Raw genomic sequence first — 22,479 nt, 5'->3', positions numbered from 1 at the left:
TTGGGCGGGGGCACAAACCAGGGGGTGGCGACTGTTTACTAAAAACACAGGGCTCTGCGAAGTCGCAAGACGACGTATAGGGTCTGACGCCTGCCCGGTGCCTGAAGGTTAAAAGGAGGAGTGCAAGCTCCGAATTGAAGCCCAGGTAAACGGCGGCCGTAACTATAACGGTCCTAAGGTAGCGAAATTCCTTGTCGGGTAAGTTCCGACCTGCACGAATGGCGTAACGACTTCCCCGCTGTCTCAAATGTGGACTCAGCGAAATTGAATTGCCTGTCAAGATGCAGGCTACCCGCGGTTAGACGGAAAGACCCCATGCACCTTTACTATAGCTTCACACTGGCATCAGGTACAGCATGCGCAGGATAGGTGGTAGGCTTTGAAGCCGGGACTCTGGTCCTGGTGGAGCCTCCCTTGAGATACCACCCTTGCTCTGCTTGATGTCTAACCGCGGTCCGTTATCCGGATCCGGGACCCTGTGTGGTGGGTAGTTTGACTGGGGCGGTCGCCTCCCAAATTGTAACGGAGGCGCGCGAAGGTTGGCTCAGAGCGGTCGGAAATCGCTCGTTGAGTGCAATGGCAGAAGCCAGCCTGACTGCAAGACTGACAAGTCGAGCAGAGTCGAAAGACGGCCATAGTGATCCGGTGGTCCCGCGTGGAAGGGCCATCGCTCAACGGATAAAAGGTACGCTGGGGATAACAGGCTGATGGTGCCCAAGAGTCCATATCGACGGCACCGTTTGGCACCTCGATGTCGGCTCATCTCATCCCCGGGGCTGGGGCAGGTCCCAAGGGTACGGCTGTTCGCCGTTTAAAGAGGTACGTGAGCTGGGTTTAGAACGTCGTGAGACAGTTCGGTCCCTATCTTCCGTGGGTGTAGGATACTTGAGAGGAGTTGCCCCTAGTACGAGAGGACCGGGGTGAACGATCCACTGGTGGACCTGTTGTCGTGCCAACGGCAGTGCAGGGTAGCTATGATCGGACAGGATAACCGCTGAAGGCATCTAAGCGGGAAGCCCCCTCAAAACAAGGTATCCCTGAGGACCGAGGTAGACCACCTCGTCGATAGGCCAGAGATGTAAGCGCAGCAATGTGTTCAGTTGACTGGTACTAATGGTCCGATAGGCTTGATTTGATCCAGTAGAAGCGAGACTTCGACTGACCCAAATCATAATACATACACAACATTAGCCGTACTTGGCTTGAACGACGGTCCGCGTGAAAACGCAGGCCGCTGATGACAAACATAGGTAGATGCACCGAAGTGTTCTGCTGAGTGGCTGCACATTTGCTTTGCGAACGTGCTCTGCCACCCGGCGGACGCACACGGGTGCGTCCGCCGGTGTTTCTTTCTTGGTGTGGTGATCATAGCGTGAGCAAAACACCCGATCCCATCCCGAACTCGGCCGTTAAGTGCCACAGCGCTGATGGTACTGCGTCTTAAGACGTGGGAGAGTAAGTCATTGCCACACCTAGTAAGAAACACCCGTGGTTGAACCCAAACGTTCAACCTGTATCTCTCAAACGATTTAAAACACCCTGTCGCGGGATGGAGCAGCCCGGTAGCTCGTCAGGCTCATAACCTGAAGGTCGTAGGTTCAAATCCTACTCCCGCAACCAAATTATACCGCTAAATCAGAAGCTTAGAGCCCGACTTAATCAGTCTGGTTTTTGCGTTTTCAGTCTACATCAACGCCACATCAACACCGCAACAGAAAGACAGCACCTGCACGCATAAGCGGGCAGTGGCATGCAGGTGGTTGGCCGTTGCGCGGATTTGGTCAAACTGAAGCTTCATTGAGCTTGCCACACTCACTTTCCTCCCGCGTACCTATCCGGGACCTCTGGCTTTATCCTGCGGCGCAGTGAAAAGATTCTACGCCAAGCCAGTTCGGCAAGGTCAAGGAGGGCAGTGGTACCCGTTTCCTGACGTTCTCCAACTATGCATCTGTGTGCTTGTCAGCTTGCGATTAACCAAAGCTGGGCTTCAATCAGCGCGCATTGCCGAGCACATGGAAACCCGCAGAAACGGTCCGCCGATACGCTGGTATACATCCCCGACTACAGTATCACCCGAGTGGATGATCTCCTGCCATGGAGCTCGTCAAACCACGCGGCCCGATCGGACACTACGAGACAGATAATGGAAGGCAATCTGGGTCAGGCTATTTCGGTTTCAGCCCATCTGATGGACGGGCTGAAAGCTCTTTAAAGGTAGCGTTATTCGGCAGCCAGCTGAATTGAGGTGCCCCCCGAAAACTGGACACTGACGTAAGCTCCGATTTGCTGTCTGTTGATCTTCACCACGAAGGAGATCGAAGATGTCGAAACGAAAGCAGCACGCCCCTGAGTTCAAGGCGAAGGTGGCGCTTGAGGCGCTGAAAGGTGAGGCGACGGTGTCGGAGCTGGCGAGCCGGTTCGGCGTGCATCCGACGATGATCAACCAATGGAAACGTGCGCTGCTGGATGGCGCGTCCGGTGTCTTTGAACGCGGCGGCCGCAAGACGCCGGTCATCGATGAAGACCAGGTCAGGGATCTGCATGCCAAGATCGGGGAGCTGGCGGTGGCCAACTCTTTTTTGGAAAGAAAGCTCAAACCTTGGGGCGGGAAGTGAGGCGCAGCATGGTCGAGCGCGACCATCCGGACCTGTCGATTGGCCAGCAGTGCGCGCTGCTACAGGTTTCTCGGTCGTCGTTTTACTATACGCCGCAGGGTGAGACGGAGCAGAACCTCGCGCTGATGCGGCTGATCGACGTGCAATTCCTGGAGACGCCCTTCTTCGGCGTGCGCCAGATGACGTGGCACCTGCGCAACGAGGGACACGCGGTGAACGAAAAGCGCATCCGTCGGCTTATGCGCCTGATTGGTTTGATTCCAATCTACCAGAAACCCAACACCAGCAAGCCGGCGAAGGGGCACAAGACCTATCCCTACCTCTTGCGCGGGCTGCGCGTAGAGCGGCCCAATCAGGTTTGGTGCGTGGACATCACCTACCTGCCGATGCGCAGAGGGTTTCTCTATCTGGTGGCGATCATGGACTGGCACACCCGAATGGTTCTGGCCTCGGCGGATCTCGAACACGCTGGACGCCGACTTCTGCGTCGACGCGCTGAACGAGGCAATCTATCGGTTCGGGCCACCTGACATCATGAACAGCGATCAGGGATCGCAGTTCACATCGTTTGCTTGGACAGACCGCCTGCGGCGGTCGGGCGTCCGTATATCGATGGATGGCAAGGGCCGCTACTTGGACAACATCTTCATCGAGCGCCTGTGGCGCACGCTGAAATACGAGTGCGTCTATCTGCATGTCTGGGAGACCGGGTCTCAGGCCCGCGCGGGTGTCCGGACATGGATGGGGTTCTACAATCACCGCCGCCCGCACAAAGCCCTTGGCGGCCAACCACCGGCCGTAGTCTACTCGCTGAAAGTCGAAGCAACGCAACCCGATCAGCAGGAGCAGATCAGAGCTTAGAAAGCGCCAGATCCTGTCCAAGGGAAGGGGAGCACCTCAGCGTTCGGCGTGCGTCGGTCAGGCTGTCGAAGATTTCCTCGTTGAGGCATTCGTCGCGCAAGCTGCCGTTGAATGATTCAATGTAACCATTCTGCTGTGGCTTGCCGGGATCGATGTAATGCCACTCGACCTTGTTGTCGTTTGCCCATTTCAGGATCGCTTTGCTGGTGAACTCCGTTCCGTAGCATGTTGGGAATGAAGTGCCGTTCAAGGTTATGGCCGCCTGCGCAGCCTCCAAAATTGCGCAGCAGGCGGCCATAACCGGGTCTCGGGTCTCTATGGTGGTTTTGCGAACCACACCACAGAGGAGACCGGCCATGGCCAAGGTTGAACATACTTCGGATGCCCGCGTTCTGGTAGGCATCGACATTTCCAAACACCGGCACGAGGTGCTGATTGCCGTCCCGGGCAAGACGCGGCGGCGGCGCATGACGATCACCAATTCCACCGACGACTTCATGCGCCTGATCGCGATCTTGCGGGAATATGGCCTGCCGGTCCGGATCGGGTTTGAGGCCACCGGCAACTATCACCGTGTGCTGATGTATCATCTCGGCGTCGCCGGGTTCGACCTGAAGCTGGTATCCTCGGTCGCCCTCGCCCGCACACGCGAGGCGCTGCACAACAGCTGGGACAAGAATGATCCGAAGGATGCGCAAGTCATCTTGCACATGCTGCAAATCGGCGCGGTGCAGATCTTCCAGGACCCGATGGTCGCCGGTACGAATGACATTCAGGAATTGTCCAAGACTCATGATGCGGTGTCGCGGTCCAAGACCGAGCTGTGGCATCGGATTTTGACCCACTATCTGCCACTTTATTTTCCCGAGGCCGACCGCTTCCACCGCAGCTCGCGCACCGACTGGTTCCTGGCCTTCCTCGAGATGTTCCCGTCTCCACACATGATATCTGCCCTGACCAAGGATGAGTTCACCAAGGCGGCCTGGGAAGTGGTTGGACGCAAGGTCGAGAAGACCCTCATGTTGTCAGATATTTACGAGACGGCGAAGACTTCCGCGGGGCTGCCCGTGTCGCCGGATTCTGACGCCATCAGGATGTTCCGCATGATGCTGGCCGAAGGCAGAAGCCTGATCCGCCAACGCAATGCCATCGAAGGCCGTGCCGTCGAACTGCTCGGCGATCGTCCCGATTACCTGCTGCTGCGCACCATTCCCGGCATCGGGCCGATCAACGCCCTGACGATCCCCGCCGAGACCGGTGACCTGCGCCGCTTCCGTCATCACCGGCAGTTTCTGAAGTTTTGCGGCATGGATCTGGCAACCGTCCAGTCCGGCATGTTCCGCGGTCGAAGCAAGATCTCCAAATACGGCAACGCCCGTTTGCGCCGCACTTTGTGGCTTGCAGGGCAGACGGCGGTCATGAAGAAGGCCAACAGCTTCCGCGACAAGTTCGAGCGTTACATTGCGCAAGATCGTCACAACCCGGATTTGCGCCGCAAGGCTTACACAGCCATCGCCGCAAAGATGGCCCGCACCATTCACGCCGTGATCAAATCCGGCGAACCCTATCGTCCCTTCTTCGAGGGGGACGAGCCCGTGCGGAAGGACCCCTCTCTGTAGAGCCGTGGAGGCAGGTTCCTGACCTCGTAGATAATGTTCGGGCCTTCCGCTTGGGATTTAGGATCTCGTCTTAAGGACGGTGAGGGGCGGCATCGTGGCCGACCCTGTATTTGCTATGGGAGAGACCACTTCTTGACGGCGGAGCCCGCCTGGGCAACAATTCAAAAGGTATCCGGTAGCTCGGATGCCATGTGATCTGACGCCCTAAACAGCGTTTTGTTCCCGAGCTAGGACGTTGTCGGAAACGATACAAGCGGGTTTCCCATAGATCCGGACTAGTGCATCCAACTCTCGTGCGACCCTGGCCCCGGAGATGCTGGTGTCGGGGACCAAGCATAGGTTTTCGCGCCAACAATCGTCATCGACCGCCAGGATGCGGAATTTGCGACAGGCCCCGAAAGTGTCGGACAGGAAGTCCAAGGACCAGCGCTGGTTCGGGCGCAATGGCATTGGCATTGGTGTGCGGCTGCCTCGCGCCCGTTTCCGGCCTCTACGGCGGCGCACTGACAGGCCCTCTTCCCGGTAAATCCGATAGAGCTTCTTTTCGTTCATAATCATGCCCACGCGCTCCAGCAGGACGCCAATGCGCCCCTCTCGGCAGATTGCTGCGCAATCGCCTGCCGGGCAGCGGGATAACCGAACCGGCGACGTTTCTCAGCAATCTTGTTCATTTCCAGACGGATCTCCGGGTTATCGGGCGGCCTTTCGCACCGCACGGTTTTCGGTTCGACACCGATCAGGACGCAGACCCGGCGTTGAGAGATCTGATGATCCCGCAGCGCTGCGTCCCGCCGTTGCATCGGCGTCGTCAGGGCTTTCCCAAGAGATCCTTCAGCACAACATTGTCCAGCATGACATCTGCCACCAGGCGTTTCAGCTTCGCGTTCTCATCTTCGAGCTGTTTCAGCCGCTTGGCGTCAGACAAATCCATCCCGCCATACTTGGCCTTCAGCTTGTAGAACGTGGCAGGACCCAAGCCATGCTTCCGGCACAGATCAGCCGTCGGCAAACCAGCCTCCTGCTCTTTGATCATCCCGATTATCTGCGCTTCGGTGAAACAGCTTTTCCTCATCTCGTCTGCTCCTTCAGGTTGGGCAGAAACTACATCAGATCGAGGGAACTTCCGGGCAGCAGGTCACTCGGAACCTCGATTGAGCACACCGATGATGAGCCTGTGAACTGCCCGCCGCGGCGAGCGACTCTCGATTAAAAATGCGTCATGCCGCACTGGAGTGATGAATTTTTCGTCAGTATCACGGCGAAAAGGTGGGCCGGAGCGTGTGATCCGAGGGCGGACTTGACGAATACGGAAGATGCTTCGGAATGTGGGGATGCAGGATGTCTAGGGTTCCGCCGCACAAGGGTCAGGTCCAAGAGATATCGTCGAACCGGCAAATTCCGGTGCGATACACGGCGGGGGAAAATCCCGGGAGGCTACTGCGCCGGTTTGACCCGCGCGCCGCATCCGTTTTCTACGCGGTCATTCCATGAATGCAAACGTGATGGAGACCGATATGAACAAGCTGATCACCACGACCGCCCTCGTCCTGAGCCTTGCCACCGGCGCCCACGCCGAGGCCAAAACCGATTTCAAACTTGCCTGGTCGATCTATGCGGGCTGGATGCCGTGGGGCTATCTGTCCGACAGCGGTATCATGGACAAATGGGCCGAAAAATACGGCATCACGGTCGAGATCACGCAGATCAATGACTACGTCGAATCGATCAACCAATATACGGCCGGTCAGTTTGACGGCGTTTCGGCCACGAATATGGATACCCTCTCGATCCCGGCAGGCAGCGGTGTTGACACGACCGCGCTGATTGTTGGCGACTATTCGAACGGCAACGATGCGGTCATCCTGAAAGGCGAAGGTGATCTGACGACGCTGGCTGGCATGCCCGTCAACCTGGTGGAGCTGTCGGTGTCGCACTACCTGCTGGCACGGGCGCTGGAGTCTGCGGGCCTTGCAGAGGCTGATCTTGCAGGGGTCGTGAATACGTCCGACGCCGATATGGTCGCCGCCTTTGCCACCGACGACGTGCAGGCGGTCGTGACGTGGAACCCGCTGGTGTCGACAATCATGGAAGACCCTGCCGCAAACAAATTGTTCGACAGTTCCAACATCCCCGGAGAGATCATCGACCTGATGGTCGTGAACACCCAGACGCTGGCAGACAACCCCGATTTCGGCAAGGCCGTCGCGGGTGCGTGGTACGAGGTCATGGCGCTGATGGCCGCAGGCGATGAGGGTGCGCTGACGGCGATGGCCGAAGCTTCTGGCACCGATCTGGCAGGCTACACCGCGCAGTTGGATGCCACGCAGATGTTCTACGACCCCGACGCCGCCGTGGCGTTCACCGCAGACGCGGCGCTGCCCGGCACGATGACCAGCGTGGCAGACTTCCTGTTCGACAAGGGCATCCTTGGAGAGGGCGCGCCATCGGCGGATTTCGTCGGTGTGGCCTATCCGGACGGTGCGACCAGCGGCGACGCGAACAACGTCATGTTCCGTTATGACACCACCTATATGCAGATGGCGGCGGACGGCGCGTTGTAATCCGACCCGTCGGGGCGCGCCGTCATGCGGATCATCAACCGGGCACCCAGCCGCCCGACGGTCGTCGTTCTGGCGCTGCTGCCCTTTGTTGCGGTGTTGATCGCCTACGCCGTGGCGTCCGACATCCGCCTGACCGCCAACCCGGCGGACAAGCTGTTGCCAGCCCCCGATACGGTCATGGCGACAGCCGGACGGCTGATCTCGGAACCTGACCGCCGCAGCGGCGACATCCTGTTCTGGCAGGATACAGGGGCCAGCCTGCAACGGCTGCTGCTGGGGGTCGGCATATCGTCGGCCATCGGGCTGATGTTCGGGCTGCTGATCGGGCTGATCCCGATGGCGCGCGCCCTGCTGGCGCAGTTCGTGGCCGTCGTGTCGATGATCCCGCCTCTGGCGCTGCTGCCGATCCTGTTCATCGTCTTCGGGTTGGGGGAATTGTCCAAGGTCGTGCTGATCGTTATCGGCACCTTGCCGTTTCTGATCCGCGACCTGTCCCAGCGGGTGCTGGAGGTGCCGCAGGAACTGATCGTCAAGGCGCAGACCCTTGGCGCCTCGACCTGGGTCATCGCGGTCCGCGTGGCGCTGCCGCAACTGATGCCGCGGCTGATCCAGTCCGTGCGCCTGTCGCTTGGCCCCGCCTGGTTGTTCCTGATCGCGGCAGAGGCGATCGCGGCGGATGCGGGCCTCGGCTATCGCATCTTTCTGGTGCGCCGCTACCTCGCGATGGATGTGATCCTGACCTACGTGATCTGGATCACGCTGCTGGCATTCGTCATGGACTGGGCGCTGCGGGCCCTGTCGCGCAAGGCTTTCCCCTGGGCGGAGGCGGGCCTGTGACCTTTGTTCACGTCGAAAACCTGTTCCAGAGCTATGGCCGCCGCCCGATCATCGAGCGCGTGAACGTCGACGTGGCCGAGGGCGAGTTCATCAGCATCGTTGGCGCGTCGGGCTGTGGCAAATCCACGTTCCTGCGCCTGCTGCTGGCGCAGGAAACGCCGACGCGGGGCCACATCAGCATCAACGGCGCGGCCCCTGCCCGCGAACCGGGGCTGGACCGTGGCATCGTGTTCCAGCGCTATTCAGTCTTTCCCCACCTGACCGTGCGCGAAAATATCGTCGCAGGAGAGAGCTTCCGGCGCGGTTGGGGCCGGTTCTGGGGCGCGGACCGGCGCCGCGCACTGGCGCGGGCAGACGAGACACTGGCCCGCATCGGCCTTGATCATGTCGCGGACCAGTATCCGGCGACCCTGTCGGGCGGCATGCAGCAACGTCTGGCCATTGCGCAGGCGCTGGTGGCCAAGCCATCGGTGCTGCTGCTGGACGAACCTTTCGGCGCGCTGGACCCCGGCACGCGCATCCAGATGCACGATTTCCTGACCGAGTTGCGGGCGCAGACACAGATGACCGTCTTCATGGTCACGCATGATCTGGGCGAGGCGTTCAAGCTGGGCGATCGCGTGCTGGTCTTCGACAAGGTGCGCTGGGATCCGCAGGACCCGAACCTGCACGGGGCGACCATCACCTACGATTTCGACGCCCGCGACGGCGGCATTCCTTTCCAGACCCTCAAGGAGGATATCCATGTTTACCACCCCGCGTGACCGGACCCGGTCGCACCATCCGCGCGACATGGGGCATGACGCCCGCCGCCATCACCACCCGGACCTGAGCCAGCTGCGCGGCTGGAAGGCCATGCAGGAAGAGGCAGACATTCCCGGCTCTGGCTGGGCGCAGGAGAAGAAATGGGCCTTGCGCATGGGCCTGACCGGGGCCGACAGCATCGAGGACAAGTCGATCCCGACCTTCGCCCGGGGCGAGCTGCCCCACTACGCGGGCATCAACACCTTTCTGAAGGCACCCTACGCCGAGGATGTGACCGAGGTCGGCGACTACGACGCGACCGTGCTGGGCATCCCCTTCGACGGTGGCACGACCTACCGCGCGGGCACACGCTTTGGTCCGCAGGGGGTGCGCAAGATCAGCGCACTTTATACGCCCTACAACTATGAAATGGCTGTCGATCTGCGCGAACAGATGACGCTGTGCGATGCGGGCGACGTGTTCACGATCCCCGCCAATATCGAAAAGAGTTTCGACCAGATCAGCCGCGCCGTCAGCCATGTCGCATCGTCGGGGTCCTTGCCCATCATGATCGGCGGCGACCATTCCATCGGCTTTCCCTGCCTGCGCGGTATTGCCCAATGCACGTCCAAGAAGATCGGCATCATCCACTTCGACCGCCACGCCGATATTCAGGAAAAGGATCTGGACGAACGGATGCACACGACGCCGTGGTTCCACGCGACCAACATGCCCAACGTGTCGGCCAAGAACCTCGTGCAGATCGGCATTGGCGGCTGGCAGGTGCCCCGCGACGCGGTCAAGGTCGCGCGCGAGCGCGAGACGAACATCATCACGATGGGCGACATGGAGAAGATGGGCATCGACCGCACCGCCGAAATGGCGCTGGAGATGGCCTGGGACGGCGTCGACATGGTCTATCTGAGTTTTGACATCGACAGCATCGACTGCGGGTTCGTCCCCGGCACCGGCTGGCCCGAACCCGGTGGCTTCCTGCCGCGCGAAGCCTTGGGGCTGGTGTCGAAAGTCGCCGCCGAGGGTATCTGCGGCATGGAGCTTGTCGAGGTCGCACCGCCCTACGACCAGTCCGAGATCACGGCCCTGATGGGCACCCGCGTGATCGTGGATGTGCTGGGATCGCTGGTCGCATCGGGCAAAATGGGCGCTCACAAGCGGCACATGGACAAGCCGGTCGTCATCCCGCATGGCGAATTCGAAGGAAAGCGGTGGTCCAATGCCTCACGATAACGCACCGGATCACCACCACCATCACCACGGCGACAACCACAGCCACGACCCAGCAGACCATCTGCATTCCCATCTGCAAGAGGCGGACGCGGCGGCTGAGTTGCACGTTCTGACGACGCAGTTCATCGATGGCTTTATCGCGGCCAAGGACAAGATGTCCTATCTGCGCATTGCCGGTGTGCCGCTGGAAATCCCGGCCCCCGCGGGTGGACCAACGATGAAACTTGTGGACGTGAAACTGACGACCGAATGGCAGGTCGGCACGGCGTCACCGTCGTTCGGGTCGCGCGAACTCAGCTATTTGCCCTATCCCGGCCCGATGGTGACGGAACGCACGAACATGGGGCTCGTCTATGTCTCGCTTGACGCCAAGCACGTCACCGACCTGCGCAGCTTTCTGCAAAACCACTCTGCCTCCCGAAAGGACCACGCATGAAATACGTATCGACCCTGATTGCCCTCACCGCCGCCAGCCCCGCGCTGGCTCATGGTGATACGCCGATCCACGCGGATTCCCCCGCAGCATTGATCGCCGGTGCTGCGGTTATAGTGGTTGCGGCGACGATCGCGCTGCTGCGTCGGCACGCCGCCTGACGATTTGCACCGGTTCAGTCCCGACCGGGCCGGTGCAAGTTTTTTCTGCGCAGAGGGCTGCCATCCTACCTGCCGGGGTCAGCCAGATCCGGTCGCTCTGCAGCGCGATATGGTTCAGCGCCCGGCCAGGTGGCGCAAGTGTAACGGTCGGCCGGCTATGTAAGGGTTTAGCGCAAGGCCGAAGCCGGGCGACTAACGCACATCCTAGCCCTGCAGTTCACCGAATTCGTTGGATCGCAGCAACGTCCGCCTCTCGCTCTCCTCAATTCATGCTGCATCAGCATCAGTTGAGATTTGCATCGACCGCGAATGGTCGAAAAGTCTCGCTCAGCGGACTTTCGTGCGGGGGCGCGGCAAGTCTGAGCCCAAATATCCATCAGGATCGAGTCGTATTATAGGGGCCTACGCCATTCAAACAGGGCGTCAGGAAGATTTTCTTCGTTCGACGTCCCGTCGGTTTCCTTTACCTTCGTAAATCCATTGCGTTCGTAGAAGCTGATGGCGCGACTGTTCCGCTGAAACACCCAAAGCTGCAAGAGGCCGTGCTTTTCTTTCGCAGTGTTTAAAAGAGTTTCGCCAAGTGTTCTTCCGACGTGCGATGGAAGTAGGTAAAGGTGCTCGACCCAGCCTTCTTTGAAGGCGCAAAATCCGACAACATTCTGATTATCTTCAACAACCCAGACATCGCATGCGACGAATACATTTTTGCGGTAAAATTGCCTGTAGTCATCCATCGGGTGCAAATCTGGCAGATAAGGCAAGAAGTATTTTCGCGACGTCCATGCAATCGATGCGACTGTATTGCTTTCGTCAGAATTCGCCGGTCTCAATTTGATCTTATGAGTTGTCATAACGAGCGGTCTCTAATTTGTCAGCACTGTGCATCGGTTTCGCGTCGGGTCGCGATCCGGCGTATCGGCAATGCCTAAAGGACCAGGCACGGTCACGCGGCCGAAGACTGTGTCGTCAGGCCCAGCACCAGCCAGTCCTGCATGCCGCCGCGGTAATAGTAGATCTTGTCCGGCGGAAAGCCGTTGTCGACCATCGCGTGCATCGCACGCGTACTTTGAGGGCAGGCCGGGCCATTGCAAAACGCGACGACCTTCTTGGCGGCGTCGCAGGTCCAGCCGGACGATGATCGCACACATCCCAACAGGTCCAGACGGTTTGCCACCTCTTCAAATGGAATCGAGATGCTTCCCGGAATCGTGCCCTTCAATCGCCAGTCGGGGTCGCGCATGTCCACCACGACGTAGTCGTCATCCGCCAGGCAGGCCAGAACCTCAAGCTCGCCGACGGGGGTGACACCGGCGATCGGGACCATTGGTTGCAGATAACCGGTAATCAGCTGCATGTCGTTCCGGTGCCGCTCGATTTCAACGGGTCCGCCAGCCAGGTTGACGACCCGTTTCGTCTCGTCCGCCGTTATGTTGAGAAGTTGAACCATTCGTCGATCTCCAGTCCGGTTTTGTTTCATTCAGCAGGCTGCGCCACCCGCACCTTGCGCGTCTCGCGCTGCATCAGGCTCTGGGTGTCGGTCAGGACCAACCGCCAGACACCTAATACGGCGAGCCCCATGACTACAATCGCAGCAAGGGTGTCGATGCCTCATCGCATTTCAGATCGCCTCTACTGCCTTCTCCAGAAGGGCCCAGACTGGCCCGATAGGGCCGTCAGTCCAGCGTTCTTGATCGCCTGCATGGACGCCACCGGGGCGATGAGTTTGCGAGGCACCACTGACATCGGCTTTGCGCACCCAAATCAGATGCGACGGTCCACAAGTCACGCCTGAGTCTCGGTGCATCAACCTATCGTCTCTCAGTCCTGCCGTCGTGATGCAGATCAAGGCCTGCGCTCCGTTTCTATCCTACACTGACACACTCAATAGGCGGCCAACGTTGATGCCGTGCAAAAGGAGTCGCAAGATGGAATTCAAGACTAGGGCGATTGCCCCGATGGTCGCGGGCATACTTTACACAACCTCCACCGCTGCGATGGCACAGGTCGGGGAAATCCCAGAGCGTTTTGGCCAATACAATCATGGACATGACATGATGTGGGGAGGCAACGAGTGGGGCGGCTTCGGTATGGTCCTTGGACCGATCTTCATGATCCTGATTGTCGTCGGGATCGTCGCTGCGATCCTATATCTTTTGCGTCTGTTCGGTGCGGCTGGACCTGCCACCGGCAGTCATGCCGCGCACGACCGTGCCGTGATGCTGTTGAAGGAACGCTATGCCAAAGGTGAAATCGATTCGACCGAGTTCACCGAGCGCAAGAAGCTGCTGGCTGACTAACCTGCTATCTTCGTGTTGGTTCAAGCCTCGCGCGTCATTGGCGTGCGGGGCTTCAGCCTGCTGTTGCCTTGTGACGCGCCGGGTCATACGCCTTAACCACAGAAGTGGCTTGCGATGGCACCGCTTCCAGCCAAGCCTTGAAAGATCAGCATGAAAAGACGCCAATTCCTGACCTCAACCTCCGCAGCAATCATGACTGCGGGTGTTGTGTCACCAATGTTCGGCCAGCGTGCATTTGCGCAAGGCCAACCGGCTTTGATGCGCCTTGCGATGCCGCCGCTTCTGGATACGCGTGCGACGGGGCGGTTGGCGCTGACGGCAAGCACAGGCAGCAGCAGCTTTTTCGGCGGGCCCGGCACACCGACCGCAGGGTTCAATCAGGGGTATCTGGGGCCGACCATCATCATGCAGAACGGCGATCTGGCGGCCGAGGTGCAGAATAACCTTGATGAACCCATCAGCGCGCATTGGCACGGCCTTTTGGTGCCCGGTGAACATGACGGCGGCCCGCATCTTGCGATCGCACCCGGTGCCACATGGCAACCCGAAATGACAATTGCGCAGGATCCGGCAACCGTCTGGTATCATTCTCATATCCATGAACGCACCGCAGAACAGGTCTATTTCGGACTGGCCGGGGTTATCCATGTGACGGACGGGCAGGACGATGCGCGCGGTCTGCCGTCCGCATATGGGATCGACGATCTGACGCTTGTCGTGCAGGATCGTCGGTTCGATGCCGCCGGGCGCATGGTCTACGACCCGTCCATGATGGACGTGATGCACGGGTTTTCCGGGAACAGAATACTGGTCAACGGTCAGGCGGGTGCAACGGCGGTGGTGCCAGAGGGGATCGTGCGTTTGCGCCTGCTGAACGGCTCGAATGCGCGCAGCTACAGATTGTTTTTCGAAGATACGCGGCCGATGCACCTGGTGGCGACGGATGGTGGTTTCCTGCCAGCGCCTGTTGCATTGGATGTGCTGCGCCTTGCACCCGGCGAACGGGCCGAGGTTCTTGTCGATTTCTCGGATGGTGGCGCGCCCGTCCTGATGAGCGATCCTGACCAAGCCTACGGTGTCCTGCAGTTCGCCACCGACAGCACGCTGCCCGCGCGGATCACCCGCCTGCCAGAGCAGTTGGATGGTGCGCCCGAAGATTTGACCGGAGCAGAGGTTGCGACGCGGCAGGTCTCGCTCGACATGGGGATGGGTGGCATGATGATGGGCGGAGGTGGCTTTGCCATCAACGGGCGACCCTACGATATGGACCGGATCGATTTTGAAGTCGCCCTCGGGTCGGTAGAACGCTGGCAGATCCGCAGCACCATGGTCGCGCATCCCTTCCACGTCCATGGCGTACGCTTCCGGGTGGTTACCGAGAACGGCGGCCCCCCGCGGCCCGAGAACACCGGCTGGAAAGACACCGTGTTGGTGACCGGCGAGGCCGAGATCCTCGCTCGGTTCGACCAACCCGCAAGCCGCGACACGCCGTTCATGTTCCATTGCCATATCCTCGAACACGAAGATGCAGGCATGATGGGGCAATTCACCGTCACCTGACGCCCGCGCTGCGAAGAAAGCTTCGGGAGTGTCGATGAGGGTCCCTTCTTGCCCCCGAAGCGCAACTGCGCCTCAACGTGTGTCTCGGTGTTCTGGTGGCGACGGCGCTATGGGACCGCGCAGCACCCCGGCGCAGGCGAGAGATTCCGCGGGCGATCCGCTGGACGAACAATCTGCGCCTCGTGGTGGTTTATACCATTGTGTAGCGATGGCGTTTCCCGATCCTTGCGGTCGGATTGGCCGTGATTGCGCAAGGCCGTGGCTGGCGGCTGTTCAATATCATCGCAGCACCGGAGTGGGTTGCGGTTCTCGTCTCGATCGTCGTCCTCAATCTGGTCATCTATCTGCAGCACGTCATGTTCCGCGCTGTGCCTGCACTGTGCCGCCACGGATCGCCTGATCGTGCGGCGCGCTCATGATGCCATCGCCTGTTTCGACACCACCTCGCCCAATGCGGCGGTCAGTTTGTCGACCTGCGCCAGCGTATTGTAATGGACCATCGAGACGCGCAGCACGCCGCTGTCGTGGGCCTCTTTCAAATCCTCGACCAGACGGCGGGAATGGAAGTCTCCGAAGCGGATCGCGATGCCGTGGGCGTCCATCGCGCGGGCGACCTCGCCCGAGTCGTGGCCATCGAAGCGGAAGGCGATGGTTGGCACGCGGGTGCCGGGCGTGTAGCCGCGCCCGACGATATGGCAGTCGTTGCGCGCACCCAGCCATGACAGCAGACGCTCGGCCAGCAGGTTTTCCTGCGCGGCGATGCCCTCGAAAGCGGCCTCTAGCTTGTCCCGCGTGCTGCCGGTGGCCCCCTGCCGGGTGCCGAGTTCCGCTAGGTACTCGACGACCGCCGTGGTGCTGTAGGCGAGTTCGTAGTTCGGGTTGCCCGGTTCCAGCTTGCCTGGGATTTTGTCCTTGCCGTAGAACCAGTGGTATTGCCCGTCGAGTTCGCCCAGCAGGTCGTATTTGCCGTACATGATCGCGGTGTGGGGGCCGTAGCATTTGTACAGGCTGAAGACGTAGTAATCCGCATCGCAGGCCTGCACGTCGATCGCCCGGTGCGGGGCATAGGCCACCGCATCGACGCAAAGCCGCGCACCTCGGGCATGGATGAAATCGGCGAAGTCGCGGATCGGGTTGATCCAGCCAAGGATGTTGGACGCGTGGTGGACGCAGACCAGTTTGGTCCGGTCGGTCATCAACGGCTCCAGATCCTCCAGCCGCATCGTCAGGCTGCCTTGGTCCAGCGGCCAGTTCTTGATGACGATCCCGAACTCCTCCAGTTCCTTCCACGGGCCGATGTTAGATTCGTGGTCGGCGTGGCTGACGATGATCTCGTCGCCGGGGCTGAATTGCCGGCGCATCGACGCGGCGAGGGTGCGCATCAGTTGCGTGGTGGAGGGGCCGAAGAGGATTTCCTCTGGCCTTGCCGCGTTCACCAGCGTCTGCGCGGCCTTGCGGCCCAGCATCAGCCCTTCGGCGGCAGCCTGCGACACGGCATAGCTGCCGCCGATCTGGACGTTACGGTGGATCAGGAATTCGCTGATCTTGTCCACCACGCCGCCGACGATCTGACTGCCGCCCGCGTTGTCGAAAAAGACCCAAGGGGCGGCAAGGCCGGGAAACTGGCCTTGCACGAAATCCATGTCGAGCGCGTCGTGTGTCATCATCTGTCCTGTCATCAATGGTTCAGCACGGCGCCCAGAAAGTTGCGCGTGCGGGGTTCTGTCGGGTTTTCCAGCAGGGCGGCGGGGGTGCCGGTTTCAATCACCTCTCCACCGTCCATGAAGATCACGCGGTCGGCGACCTGACGGGCAAAGCCCATTTCATGCGTGACCACGATCATCGTGACGCCGGTGTGGGCCAGCGATTTCATCACGTCCAGCACCTCGCCCACCATCTCGGGGTCCAGGGCGGAGGTCGGTTCGTCGAACAGCAGCACCTGCGGTTCCATCGCCAGCGCACGGGCGATGGCGACCCGCTGCTGTTGGCCGCCGGACAGGTGCTGTGGATACTTGTCCGCCTGTTCCGCGATGCCGACGCGGGCCAGCAAACGGTCGGCGAGCTTCGCCGCCTCAAGCCGTGACGTGCCGCGCACCCGGCGGGGGGCGAGCATGACGTTGTCGCGCACGCTGAGGTGGGGGAAGAGGTTGAAGCCCTGAAAGACCATGCCGACCTCGGCCCGCACGCGGGCCAGCGACCGGCCTTTCTCGACGGGGATGCCGTCGACGCGGATCTCGGATTTCGGGTCGAAATCCTCCAGCCGGTTGATGCAGCGGATCAGGGTCGATTTGCCGGACCCGGAGGGGCCGATGATGCAGACGACCTCACCTTTAGCGATGTCGAAGTCGATGCCGCGCAACGCCTCGAACGTGCCGTAGTATTTGCGCAGGTTGCGGATGGAGACAGCGCTCATGCCTGGCGCCCCCCGCTGTAGCGGCGTTCAAGGTAGGACACGAAAAGGACCAGCGGCCAGAGGAAGGCGATGTAGATCAGCGCGGCGCCGATCAGCGGCGAGGGGTTGGCGGTCAGGGCCTGCGCCTGCGTTGCCTGCTTCAGCAGATCGGGCATCGCGACGACAGAGGCGAGGGCGGTGTCCTTGATCACGTTGATCGCGTTGTTGGTCAGCGGCGGGATCACGATGCGCACCGCCTGCGGCAGGATCACGTCCACCATCGTCTGCCGCTGGTTCAGGCCAAGGGCGGCGGACGCCTCGAACTGGCCATGCGGGATCGCCTGAATCCCGGCGCGAAAGATCTCGGCGGTGTAGGCGCCGGACACGAGTGTTAGGGCAGCCATGGCCGAGGCGAAGGACGTCAGCCGCACGCCGACGAAGGGCAGGGCGTAGTAGACGACGATCAGCAGCACCAGCAGCGGGATCGACCGGAAGATGTCGATATAGAGCCGCATCAGGATCCGCACCGGCTTGACTGCATAGAGCCCCAGCAGCGCCACGATCAGGCCGAGGATCAGGCCCGCGACGATGCTGGCGGCCCCCAGTTGCAGGGTCAGCCACAGCCCGTCCAGCAGCATCGGCAGGCTGCGGCGCAGCACCGCCACGTTCAGAAAGGTGTCGAAAACGTCCATGAAAGTCTTTCATTGGTGTGGCACGGCCCGGCATCGGGGGCCGTGCCACGTCCGGTCAGTTCAGGGTCGGCATGTCCATGACGGTCACGGTCGATGTCGTGTCCTCTGGTGCCGCACCAAACCACTTTTCGTGCAAGCCGGCGATGGTGCCGTCTTCCTTCAGCGTGGTCAGCACATCGTTGACCTCTGTCGCCAAGGGCGCGTCCTTGGCGAACATCATGGAATATTTCTCGCCGGTCTCGATCCGCTGGACGACCTTTAGGTCCGGCTTGTCCTTGACGTAGTATTGCAGCGCCGGGATGTCAGAGATGTAGCCGTCGATCCGGCCCGCGGCGAGGTCGAGCATCGCGGGGGCCAGACCTTCGTAGCGGTTGATGGTCGAAAACCCGTATTCGGCCTGATGTTCCGTCGCCCACATGTCGCCGGTCGACCCGGTGTCGACGCCCACGACCTTGTCCTTCATCTCGTCCAGCGATGCGGGGCCGTCGGCGGCCACGGTCAGCGACTGGTCGCTGTCGTAATAAGGCTGGGCGAAGGTCACGGATTGCAGGCGTTCCTGCGTGATGGTGATCGACGACATGGCGATGTCGACGCCGCCCGACTGCACGGCCGAAAACAGGCCCTGGAAGGGGATGTTGACGATCTCGACGCCGCGGCCCAGCTTTTCGGCGACGGCGTTCACCAGATCGACCTCGAAGCCGACATTGGCGCCGGTGTCGTCCTGAAACTCCCACGGCACGTTGCCGATGTTCGCGCCGACCTGAAGGTCCTGCGCGAAGGCCGTGCTGCCAAAGGCTGTGGCCGCCAAGGCCACTGTGGCAATCTTGCTGATCTTTCCAAACATGGTGTCGTTTTCCCTGTCGTTGGTGTGATTATTGCTTCACTATTGGTCTGACCGGTCAGACCGGTCTGACCAATTACAAGCATGCGACACGACGTCTGGCAAGGCTAGGGATTGGGGAAACCGGCCCAACGGCGCGATACGATGAAAAATGCGCCATACCGAAAGTCACGCGATGAACCACATGAGCGGCAAGAGCGTCACCCAGACCGTCGCGGCCACCCTGCAGGACATGATCCGCACAGGAGAGCTGAAGCCCGACGAAAAGATCCCTTCGCAGCGCATCCTGTCGGACCGGTTGCAGGTGTCCCGCGCGTCCCTGCGCGAGGCGCTGCTGACGCTGGAAACGCTGGGCCTTGTGCGCACCTATCCGGCGCGCGGCACCTTCGTCACCGGGGCGCAGGACGCGGGCGGGCCGCAGCCCTGGCGGTTCGACGGTCAGGTGCGGATCGGTGACGTGTTCCAGACCCGCGCGCTGGTCGAGACGGAATTGTGCAGGCTGGCCGCGCCCCATGTCACGCCCGCGATCGCGGATCAGCTGGAACGGGCGACCGCCGCCTTCGAGGACGCCTGGACCGCCGGCGACCTGATTGCCCATGTCGAGGCCGATCTGCGGTTTCACGGGTTGATCGTGGAAACCTGTCCGAATCCGATGCTGCGGGATTTCTATCGCTCGGTCCGCGACCTGATGACCGAGAGCCAGCGCGTGCCGATCCCCAATACCGCTGTCGCCCGGATGCAGGCGTCGATCAGCGAACACCGCGCCATTCTGGACGCCCTGCGCGCGGGCGACGGCGACCGGGCGGCGCAGGCGATGCGGGCGCATATCCGCAACACCGCCGCCTGCGTTGGCGTGGCGCTGGCCTAGGCCGGGTTCCGGTCCGCGAAGGCCTGCGCGATCTCGCCCGCGCGGGCGATCCAGACGGTGTCGCGGTGGTTCGCGATATGCGTGAGCGCCCGGCGCAACTGGCGCAGGCGGAACGGCTGCCCGACGATATAGGGATGCAGGGCGATGCCATAGACCAGCGGTTGCCGCGCGCTCTGCTCCAGCAGCTCGTCGAAGTTGTCGATGATCATGTCGGCGAATTCCGCGGCCCCGGTCTTGCGGCCGACGATGGCGGGAATGTCGTTGATCTCTTGCCCGTAGGGCAGCGACAGGAGGGGACCGGATCGGGTGCGCATCCAGACGGGTTGATCGTCCATGCACCAGTTCATCGTGTAGGTGTAGCCCGCCTCGACGAGCAGATCGGGCGTGAGGTCCGTTTCGGCGATCCACGGGCTGAGCCAGCCCAAGGGCCGCTGGCCCGCGCCTTTGGCGATCACGTCGGAGGATTCCGCGATCATCGCGGCCTCTTCTGCCTCGCTCATGCCGCTCTGGCTTTCGGAGTTCGTGCGGCCGTGGCCCGCGATCTCGTCGCCGCGGTCGCGGTGGGCGGCCATCAGGTCGGGGGCGTAGTCGTACATTTCGCTGTTGGGCAGGACGGTGGCGGGCAGGCAGAGGGCGTCCAGCATTTCGATCAGCCGCCACGCGCCGACCCGGTTGCCATAGTCGCGCCAGGCGTAGTTCAGAACGTCGGGCGCGGGTTCGGCGTTGCCGATCTGGGCGCCCTTTCCTTCGCCGAAGGCGAAGTGTTCGAGGTTCACGCCTAGGTAAACTGCCAGCCGCTTGCCGTCCGGCCAGTCGAAATCGGGGCGGTCGGTGATCGCGCTGTAGGCGTAGCGTCCATGGGTCGGCAGGGTCATAGCGGAGCCTCTGCCAGTCCGGCGCGATCCAGCAGGATTTCCGCGCTGTCGTTCCAGACCTGCGTGGCGACGATCAGCCCGTCGCGCACCGTGAAGATGTCGATGTAGCGGTTGCCGTCGAACAGCGTGCCGTCCGGCCATGCGCCATAAAGGTGGCCGGTGTTGTAGACGTGGACGTCGCCGGTGTCCGGGTCCAGTGCCGCATCGGTGCGGATGAACCGCTTTTTCACCCAGGCGTAGCGTTTGGCGTTGAACGCCGTGGTTTGCGCAGGCGCGGTAAAGGCGCGGCCGCCGGTGAAGGTGATGCTCAGCCCGGCCGCGACGTAGGCGGATGCCCCTTCGGGGTCGGGGATCATGGAGCGTTCGAGGTAGGCTTCGACCACCTGTTTTGCGTGGGTAACCGGGTCTGTCACAGGCGTTTCGTCCTTTCCAGCGCGGCGCGGACGCCGTCGATCAGGGGCACCGGGAAATCCGGGGCCTGTGCCGCGACATCCACCATCCCGGCACAGCCCAGCACGATAGCGCGGATGTCGTCTTCGGCCACTGCGACACGCGCCTCTGCCAGAATGCGGGGGATCGCGGTGGCGGGCGATCTCTCCAGATCCAGCACCGGGACACCGCTGGCGCGGACGCGCGCGCAGCGCGGGGTCAAGCCGAGTGCCGCGATGTTCGATTCCAGCACCGGGACGGAGACGGCCAGCGTCGTGACGACGCTGAACTGTCCCAGACGGGCGGCCTGGGCATAGGCGGCCTCTCCGATGCCGAGGACGATACAATCGGTCATGGCGCGCGCTTCGGCCAGCCCGGTATCGTCAAAGCAGCCGATGATGATGATGCGGGCGCCCGCCTCTTCGGCCTCGGCCACCAAGGTCAGCAGGGGCGGGATGCAGGCAGCGCCGTCTTCTGGCCCTTGGATGGCGGGGGGGCCGTCGTGAGAGGTCCAGCCTTCGATGCGGGCGTCGGGCATCATCCGGCGCGCGGTGGAGAGCATGGTTTCCGTCATGGCGACGGTGCTGTTGGGGTTGATGATGACGATCACAGCACACCCTTGCCCGCGTCGGATGCTGCGCGCGCCCGGCGGCGGTTGCCCAGCAGCGCGATGGTCAGGAAGACGCCGATGATCGCCAGCGAGAACCCTGTCGTCAGCGTGCCCAAGGCGTAGAGCACCGGGGAGGTCACGTTCGTCGTCATGCCGTAGATTTCCAGCGGCAGCGTGTTGTAACTGCCCGCCGTCAGCAGGGTCCGCGCGAATTCGTCGTAGGACAGGGTGAACCCGAACAGGGCCACGCCGATCAGGCTGGGCGCAATGATCGGCAGGACGACGTGGCGGAGGGTCTGCCAGGGGCTGGCGCCAAGGTCGCGGGCGGCTTCCTCGTAGCTTTTGTCGAAGCGGTTGAAGACGGCAAACATGATCAGCAGGCCGAACGGCAGAGTCCATGTCAGCTGTGCGCCAAAGCCGGAGGTTGCCCAGTGGACGGTCAGGTCGGCCTGGCTGAACATCAGGCCGACGCCGAGCGAGATCAGGATCGAGGGGATCACCAGTGCGGTGATGATGAGGTAGAAGAGGATGCCCGACCCCCAGAACCGCTTGCGAAAGGCGAGGCCGCCCATGACCGACACGACGATCGTCGAGACCATGACCATCAGGCCCAGCACGATGCTGCGGCTGAAGCTGCCCCAGATGTCGCCGACCGCCTGCTGTTCGAACAGGTCGCGGAACCAGTAGGTCGACACGCCGCGCATCGGGAATGTCAGGCCGCCGCCTTCGCCCTGAAACGACAGGATGCCGATGGTGATCGTCGGGCCGTAGAGGAACAGCAGGAATAGCGCAAAGAAGGCGGTGAGGATATAGAAGGAGCGGGGGCGGGGTTCCAT

21 protein-coding genes, 1 tRNA gene, 2 rRNA genes, 3 pseudogenes and 1 riboswitch (1 of these 28 cut by a window edge) are annotated in these 22,479 nt (G+C 61.5%); of the genes and pseudogenes, 15 read left to right on the top strand and 12 right to left on the bottom strand.

The window, feature by feature from the left end; translation table 11 throughout:
• The 4 genes and pseudogenes from GLR48_RS03320 to GLR48_RS03305 all read left to right on the top strand — a co-directional run.
• A 23S ribosomal RNA gene (locus GLR48_RS03320) occupies positions 1–1,135 on the top strand (it extends 1,698 nt beyond the left edge of the window).
• Positions 1,136–1,357: 222 nt separating this feature from the next.
• Positions 1,358–1,472, top strand: a 5S ribosomal RNA gene (gene rrf, locus GLR48_RS03315).
• A 71-nt stretch (positions 1,473–1,543) separates the two neighbouring features.
• Positions 1,544–1,620: transfer RNA gene (locus tag GLR48_RS03310), tRNA-Met, on the top strand.
• A gap of 701 nt (positions 1,621–2,321) precedes the next feature.
• Positions 2,322–3,476 (top strand): annotated as a pseudogene (locus GLR48_RS03305) (IS3 family transposase).
• 37 nt (positions 3,477–3,513) lie between these two features.
• Here the strand turns inward: GLR48_RS03305 and GLR48_RS03300 are convergent.
• Positions 3,514–3,696, bottom strand: a pseudogene (locus GLR48_RS03300) (integrase core domain-containing protein); the annotation flags it as partial.
• Between the two features lie 136 nt (positions 3,697–3,832).
• Here GLR48_RS03300 and GLR48_RS03295 point away from each other — a divergent pair.
• Positions 3,833–5,095 (top strand): IS110 family transposase, encoded by a 1,263-nt coding sequence (locus GLR48_RS03295; RefSeq protein WP_237058632.1) that lies wholly within the window; start codon positions 3,833–3,835, stop codon positions 5,093–5,095.
• 234 nt (positions 5,096–5,329) lie between these two features.
• Here the strand turns inward: GLR48_RS03295 and GLR48_RS03290 are convergent.
• Positions 5,330–6,167: pseudogene (locus GLR48_RS03290) on the bottom strand (transposase); the annotation flags it as partial.
• A gap of 259 nt (positions 6,168–6,426) precedes the next feature.
• Positions 6,427–6,530: riboswitch (guanidine-I (ykkC/yxkD leader) on the top strand.
• A 79-nt stretch (positions 6,531–6,609) separates the two neighbouring features.
• Here GLR48_RS03290 and GLR48_RS03285 point away from each other — a divergent pair.
• From GLR48_RS03285 to GLR48_RS03260, 6 genes are read left to right on the top strand one after another with little or no spacing between them, the layout of a single operon-like run.
• A complete protein-coding gene (locus tag GLR48_RS03285) occupies positions 6,610–7,656 on the top strand; it encodes a putative urea ABC transporter substrate-binding protein (RefSeq protein WP_237058630.1) in 1,047 nt (348 codons plus the stop codon).
• A 24-nt stretch (positions 7,657–7,680) separates the two neighbouring features.
• Positions 7,681–8,493 carry an ABC transporter permease gene (locus GLR48_RS03280; RefSeq protein WP_237058628.1) on the top strand — a complete coding sequence of 271 codons (813 nt, stop codon included), beginning with the start codon at positions 7,681–7,683 and terminating at the stop codon, positions 8,491–8,493.
• The gene (locus tag GLR48_RS03275) at positions 8,490–9,257 is read left to right on the top strand and encodes an ABC transporter ATP-binding protein (protein ID WP_237058626.1); all 768 of its coding nucleotides are present in this window, start codon (positions 8,490–8,492) and stop codon (positions 9,255–9,257) included. The genes GLR48_RS03280 and GLR48_RS03275 overlap by 4 nt, the downstream gene beginning before the upstream one ends.
• Complete coding sequence (locus tag GLR48_RS03270) at positions 9,238–10,485, top strand: agmatinase family protein (RefSeq protein WP_237058624.1); 1,248 nt, start codon at positions 9,238–9,240, stop codon at positions 10,483–10,485. Before GLR48_RS03275 ends, GLR48_RS03270 begins: the two co-directional genes overlap by 20 nt.
• Positions 10,472–10,921 (top strand): hypothetical protein, encoded by a 450-nt coding sequence (locus GLR48_RS03265; RefSeq protein ID WP_237058622.1) that lies wholly within the window; start codon positions 10,472–10,474, stop codon positions 10,919–10,921. The genes GLR48_RS03270 and GLR48_RS03265 overlap by 14 nt, the downstream gene beginning before the upstream one ends.
• A complete protein-coding gene (locus tag GLR48_RS03260) occupies positions 10,918–11,079 on the top strand; it encodes a hypothetical protein (RefSeq protein ID WP_237058620.1) in 162 nt (53 codons plus the stop codon). The genes GLR48_RS03265 and GLR48_RS03260 overlap by 4 nt, the downstream gene beginning before the upstream one ends.
• A 392-nt stretch (positions 11,080–11,471) precedes the next feature.
• On the opposite strand, the gene GLR48_RS03255 is transcribed toward GLR48_RS03260, so the two are convergent.
• Positions 11,472–11,930, bottom strand: coding sequence for a GNAT family N-acetyltransferase (locus GLR48_RS03255; RefSeq protein WP_237058618.1), 459 nt, complete (start codon positions 11,928–11,930; stop codon positions 11,472–11,474).
• 92 nt (positions 11,931–12,022) lie between these two features.
• Positions 12,023–12,526, bottom strand: coding sequence for a rhodanese-like domain-containing protein (locus GLR48_RS03250; RefSeq protein WP_237058616.1), 504 nt, complete (start codon positions 12,524–12,526; stop codon positions 12,023–12,025).
• A gap of 478 nt (positions 12,527–13,004) precedes the next feature.
• Between GLR48_RS03250 and GLR48_RS03245 the strand changes: the two genes are divergently transcribed.
• The 3 genes from GLR48_RS03245 to GLR48_RS03235 all read left to right on the top strand — a co-directional run bounded on the left by GLR48_RS03245 (position 13,005) and on the right by GLR48_RS03235 (position 15,355).
• Positions 13,005–13,376 (top strand): SHOCT domain-containing protein, encoded by a 372-nt coding sequence (locus GLR48_RS03245; protein WP_237058614.1) that lies wholly within the window; start codon positions 13,005–13,007, stop codon positions 13,374–13,376.
• A gap of 150 nt (positions 13,377–13,526) precedes the next feature.
• Positions 13,527–14,936 (top strand): multicopper oxidase domain-containing protein, encoded by a 1,410-nt coding sequence (locus GLR48_RS03240; RefSeq protein WP_237058612.1) that lies wholly within the window; start codon positions 13,527–13,529, stop codon positions 14,934–14,936.
• A 242-nt stretch (positions 14,937–15,178) separates the two neighbouring features.
• On the top strand, positions 15,179–15,355 hold the full coding sequence (locus GLR48_RS03235; protein ID WP_237058610.1) for a hypothetical protein: 177 nt from the start codon (positions 15,179–15,181) through the stop codon (positions 15,353–15,355).
• On the opposite strand, the gene GLR48_RS03230 is transcribed toward GLR48_RS03235, so the two are convergent.
• From GLR48_RS03230 to GLR48_RS03215, 4 genes are read right to left on the bottom strand one after another with little or no spacing between them, the layout of a single operon-like run.
• A complete protein-coding gene (locus tag GLR48_RS03230; RefSeq protein ID WP_237058608.1) occupies positions 15,350–16,600 on the bottom strand; it encodes a cysteine desulfurase-like protein in 1,251 nt (416 codons plus the stop codon). The genes GLR48_RS03235 and GLR48_RS03230 overlap by 6 nt on opposite strands.
• Positions 16,601–16,614: 14 nt before the next feature.
• Entirely contained in the window at positions 16,615–17,349 is a 735-nt protein-coding gene (locus tag GLR48_RS03225) for an amino acid ABC transporter ATP-binding protein (RefSeq protein ID WP_237058606.1), read from the bottom strand.
• A complete protein-coding gene (locus tag GLR48_RS03220; protein WP_237058605.1) occupies positions 17,346–18,020 on the bottom strand; it encodes an amino acid ABC transporter permease in 675 nt (224 codons plus the stop codon). Before GLR48_RS03220 ends, GLR48_RS03225 begins: the two co-directional genes overlap by 4 nt.
• Positions 18,021–18,075: 55 nt before the next feature.
• The gene (locus GLR48_RS03215; protein ID WP_237058604.1) at positions 18,076–18,864 is read right to left on the bottom strand and encodes a transporter substrate-binding domain-containing protein; all 789 of its coding nucleotides are present in this window, start codon (positions 18,862–18,864) and stop codon (positions 18,076–18,078) included.
• Between the two features lie 148 nt (positions 18,865–19,012).
• On the opposite strand from GLR48_RS03215, the gene GLR48_RS03210 reads away from it, so the two are divergent.
• Positions 19,013–19,729 carry a FadR/GntR family transcriptional regulator gene (locus GLR48_RS03210; protein ID WP_237058603.1) on the top strand — a complete coding sequence of 239 codons (717 nt, stop codon included), beginning with the start codon at positions 19,013–19,015 and terminating at the stop codon, positions 19,727–19,729.
• On the opposite strand, the gene GLR48_RS03205 is transcribed toward GLR48_RS03210, so the two are convergent.
• From GLR48_RS03205 to GLR48_RS03190, 4 genes are read right to left on the bottom strand one after another with little or no spacing between them, the layout of a single operon-like run.
• Positions 19,726–20,604 carry a polysaccharide deacetylase family protein gene (locus GLR48_RS03205; protein ID WP_237058602.1) on the bottom strand — a complete coding sequence of 293 codons (879 nt, stop codon included), beginning with the start codon at positions 20,602–20,604 and terminating at the stop codon, positions 19,726–19,728. The genes GLR48_RS03210 and GLR48_RS03205 overlap by 4 nt on opposite strands.
• Entirely contained in the window at positions 20,601–21,017 is a 417-nt protein-coding gene (locus GLR48_RS03200) for a nuclear transport factor 2 family protein (RefSeq protein ID WP_237058601.1), read from the bottom strand. The genes GLR48_RS03205 and GLR48_RS03200 overlap by 4 nt, the downstream gene beginning before the upstream one ends.
• Positions 21,014–21,643: an aspartate/glutamate racemase family protein gene (locus tag GLR48_RS03195; RefSeq protein WP_237058600.1), complete on the bottom strand. Its 630-nt coding sequence runs from the start codon at positions 21,641–21,643 to the stop codon at positions 21,014–21,016. Before GLR48_RS03195 ends, GLR48_RS03200 begins: the two co-directional genes overlap by 4 nt.
• Positions 21,640–22,479 (bottom strand): ABC transporter permease, encoded by an 840-nt coding sequence (locus GLR48_RS03190; protein WP_237058599.1) that lies wholly within the window; start codon positions 22,477–22,479, stop codon positions 21,640–21,642. Before GLR48_RS03190 ends, GLR48_RS03195 begins: the two co-directional genes overlap by 4 nt.

The sequence above is a fragment of the Loktanella sp. M215 genome, assembly GCF_021735925.1.
GTDB lineage: Bacteria > Pseudomonadota > Alphaproteobacteria > Rhodobacterales > Rhodobacteraceae > Loktanella.
Note: the sequence above shows the minus strand (reverse complement) of the source record. Positions and strands in the feature narration are given on the sequence as shown.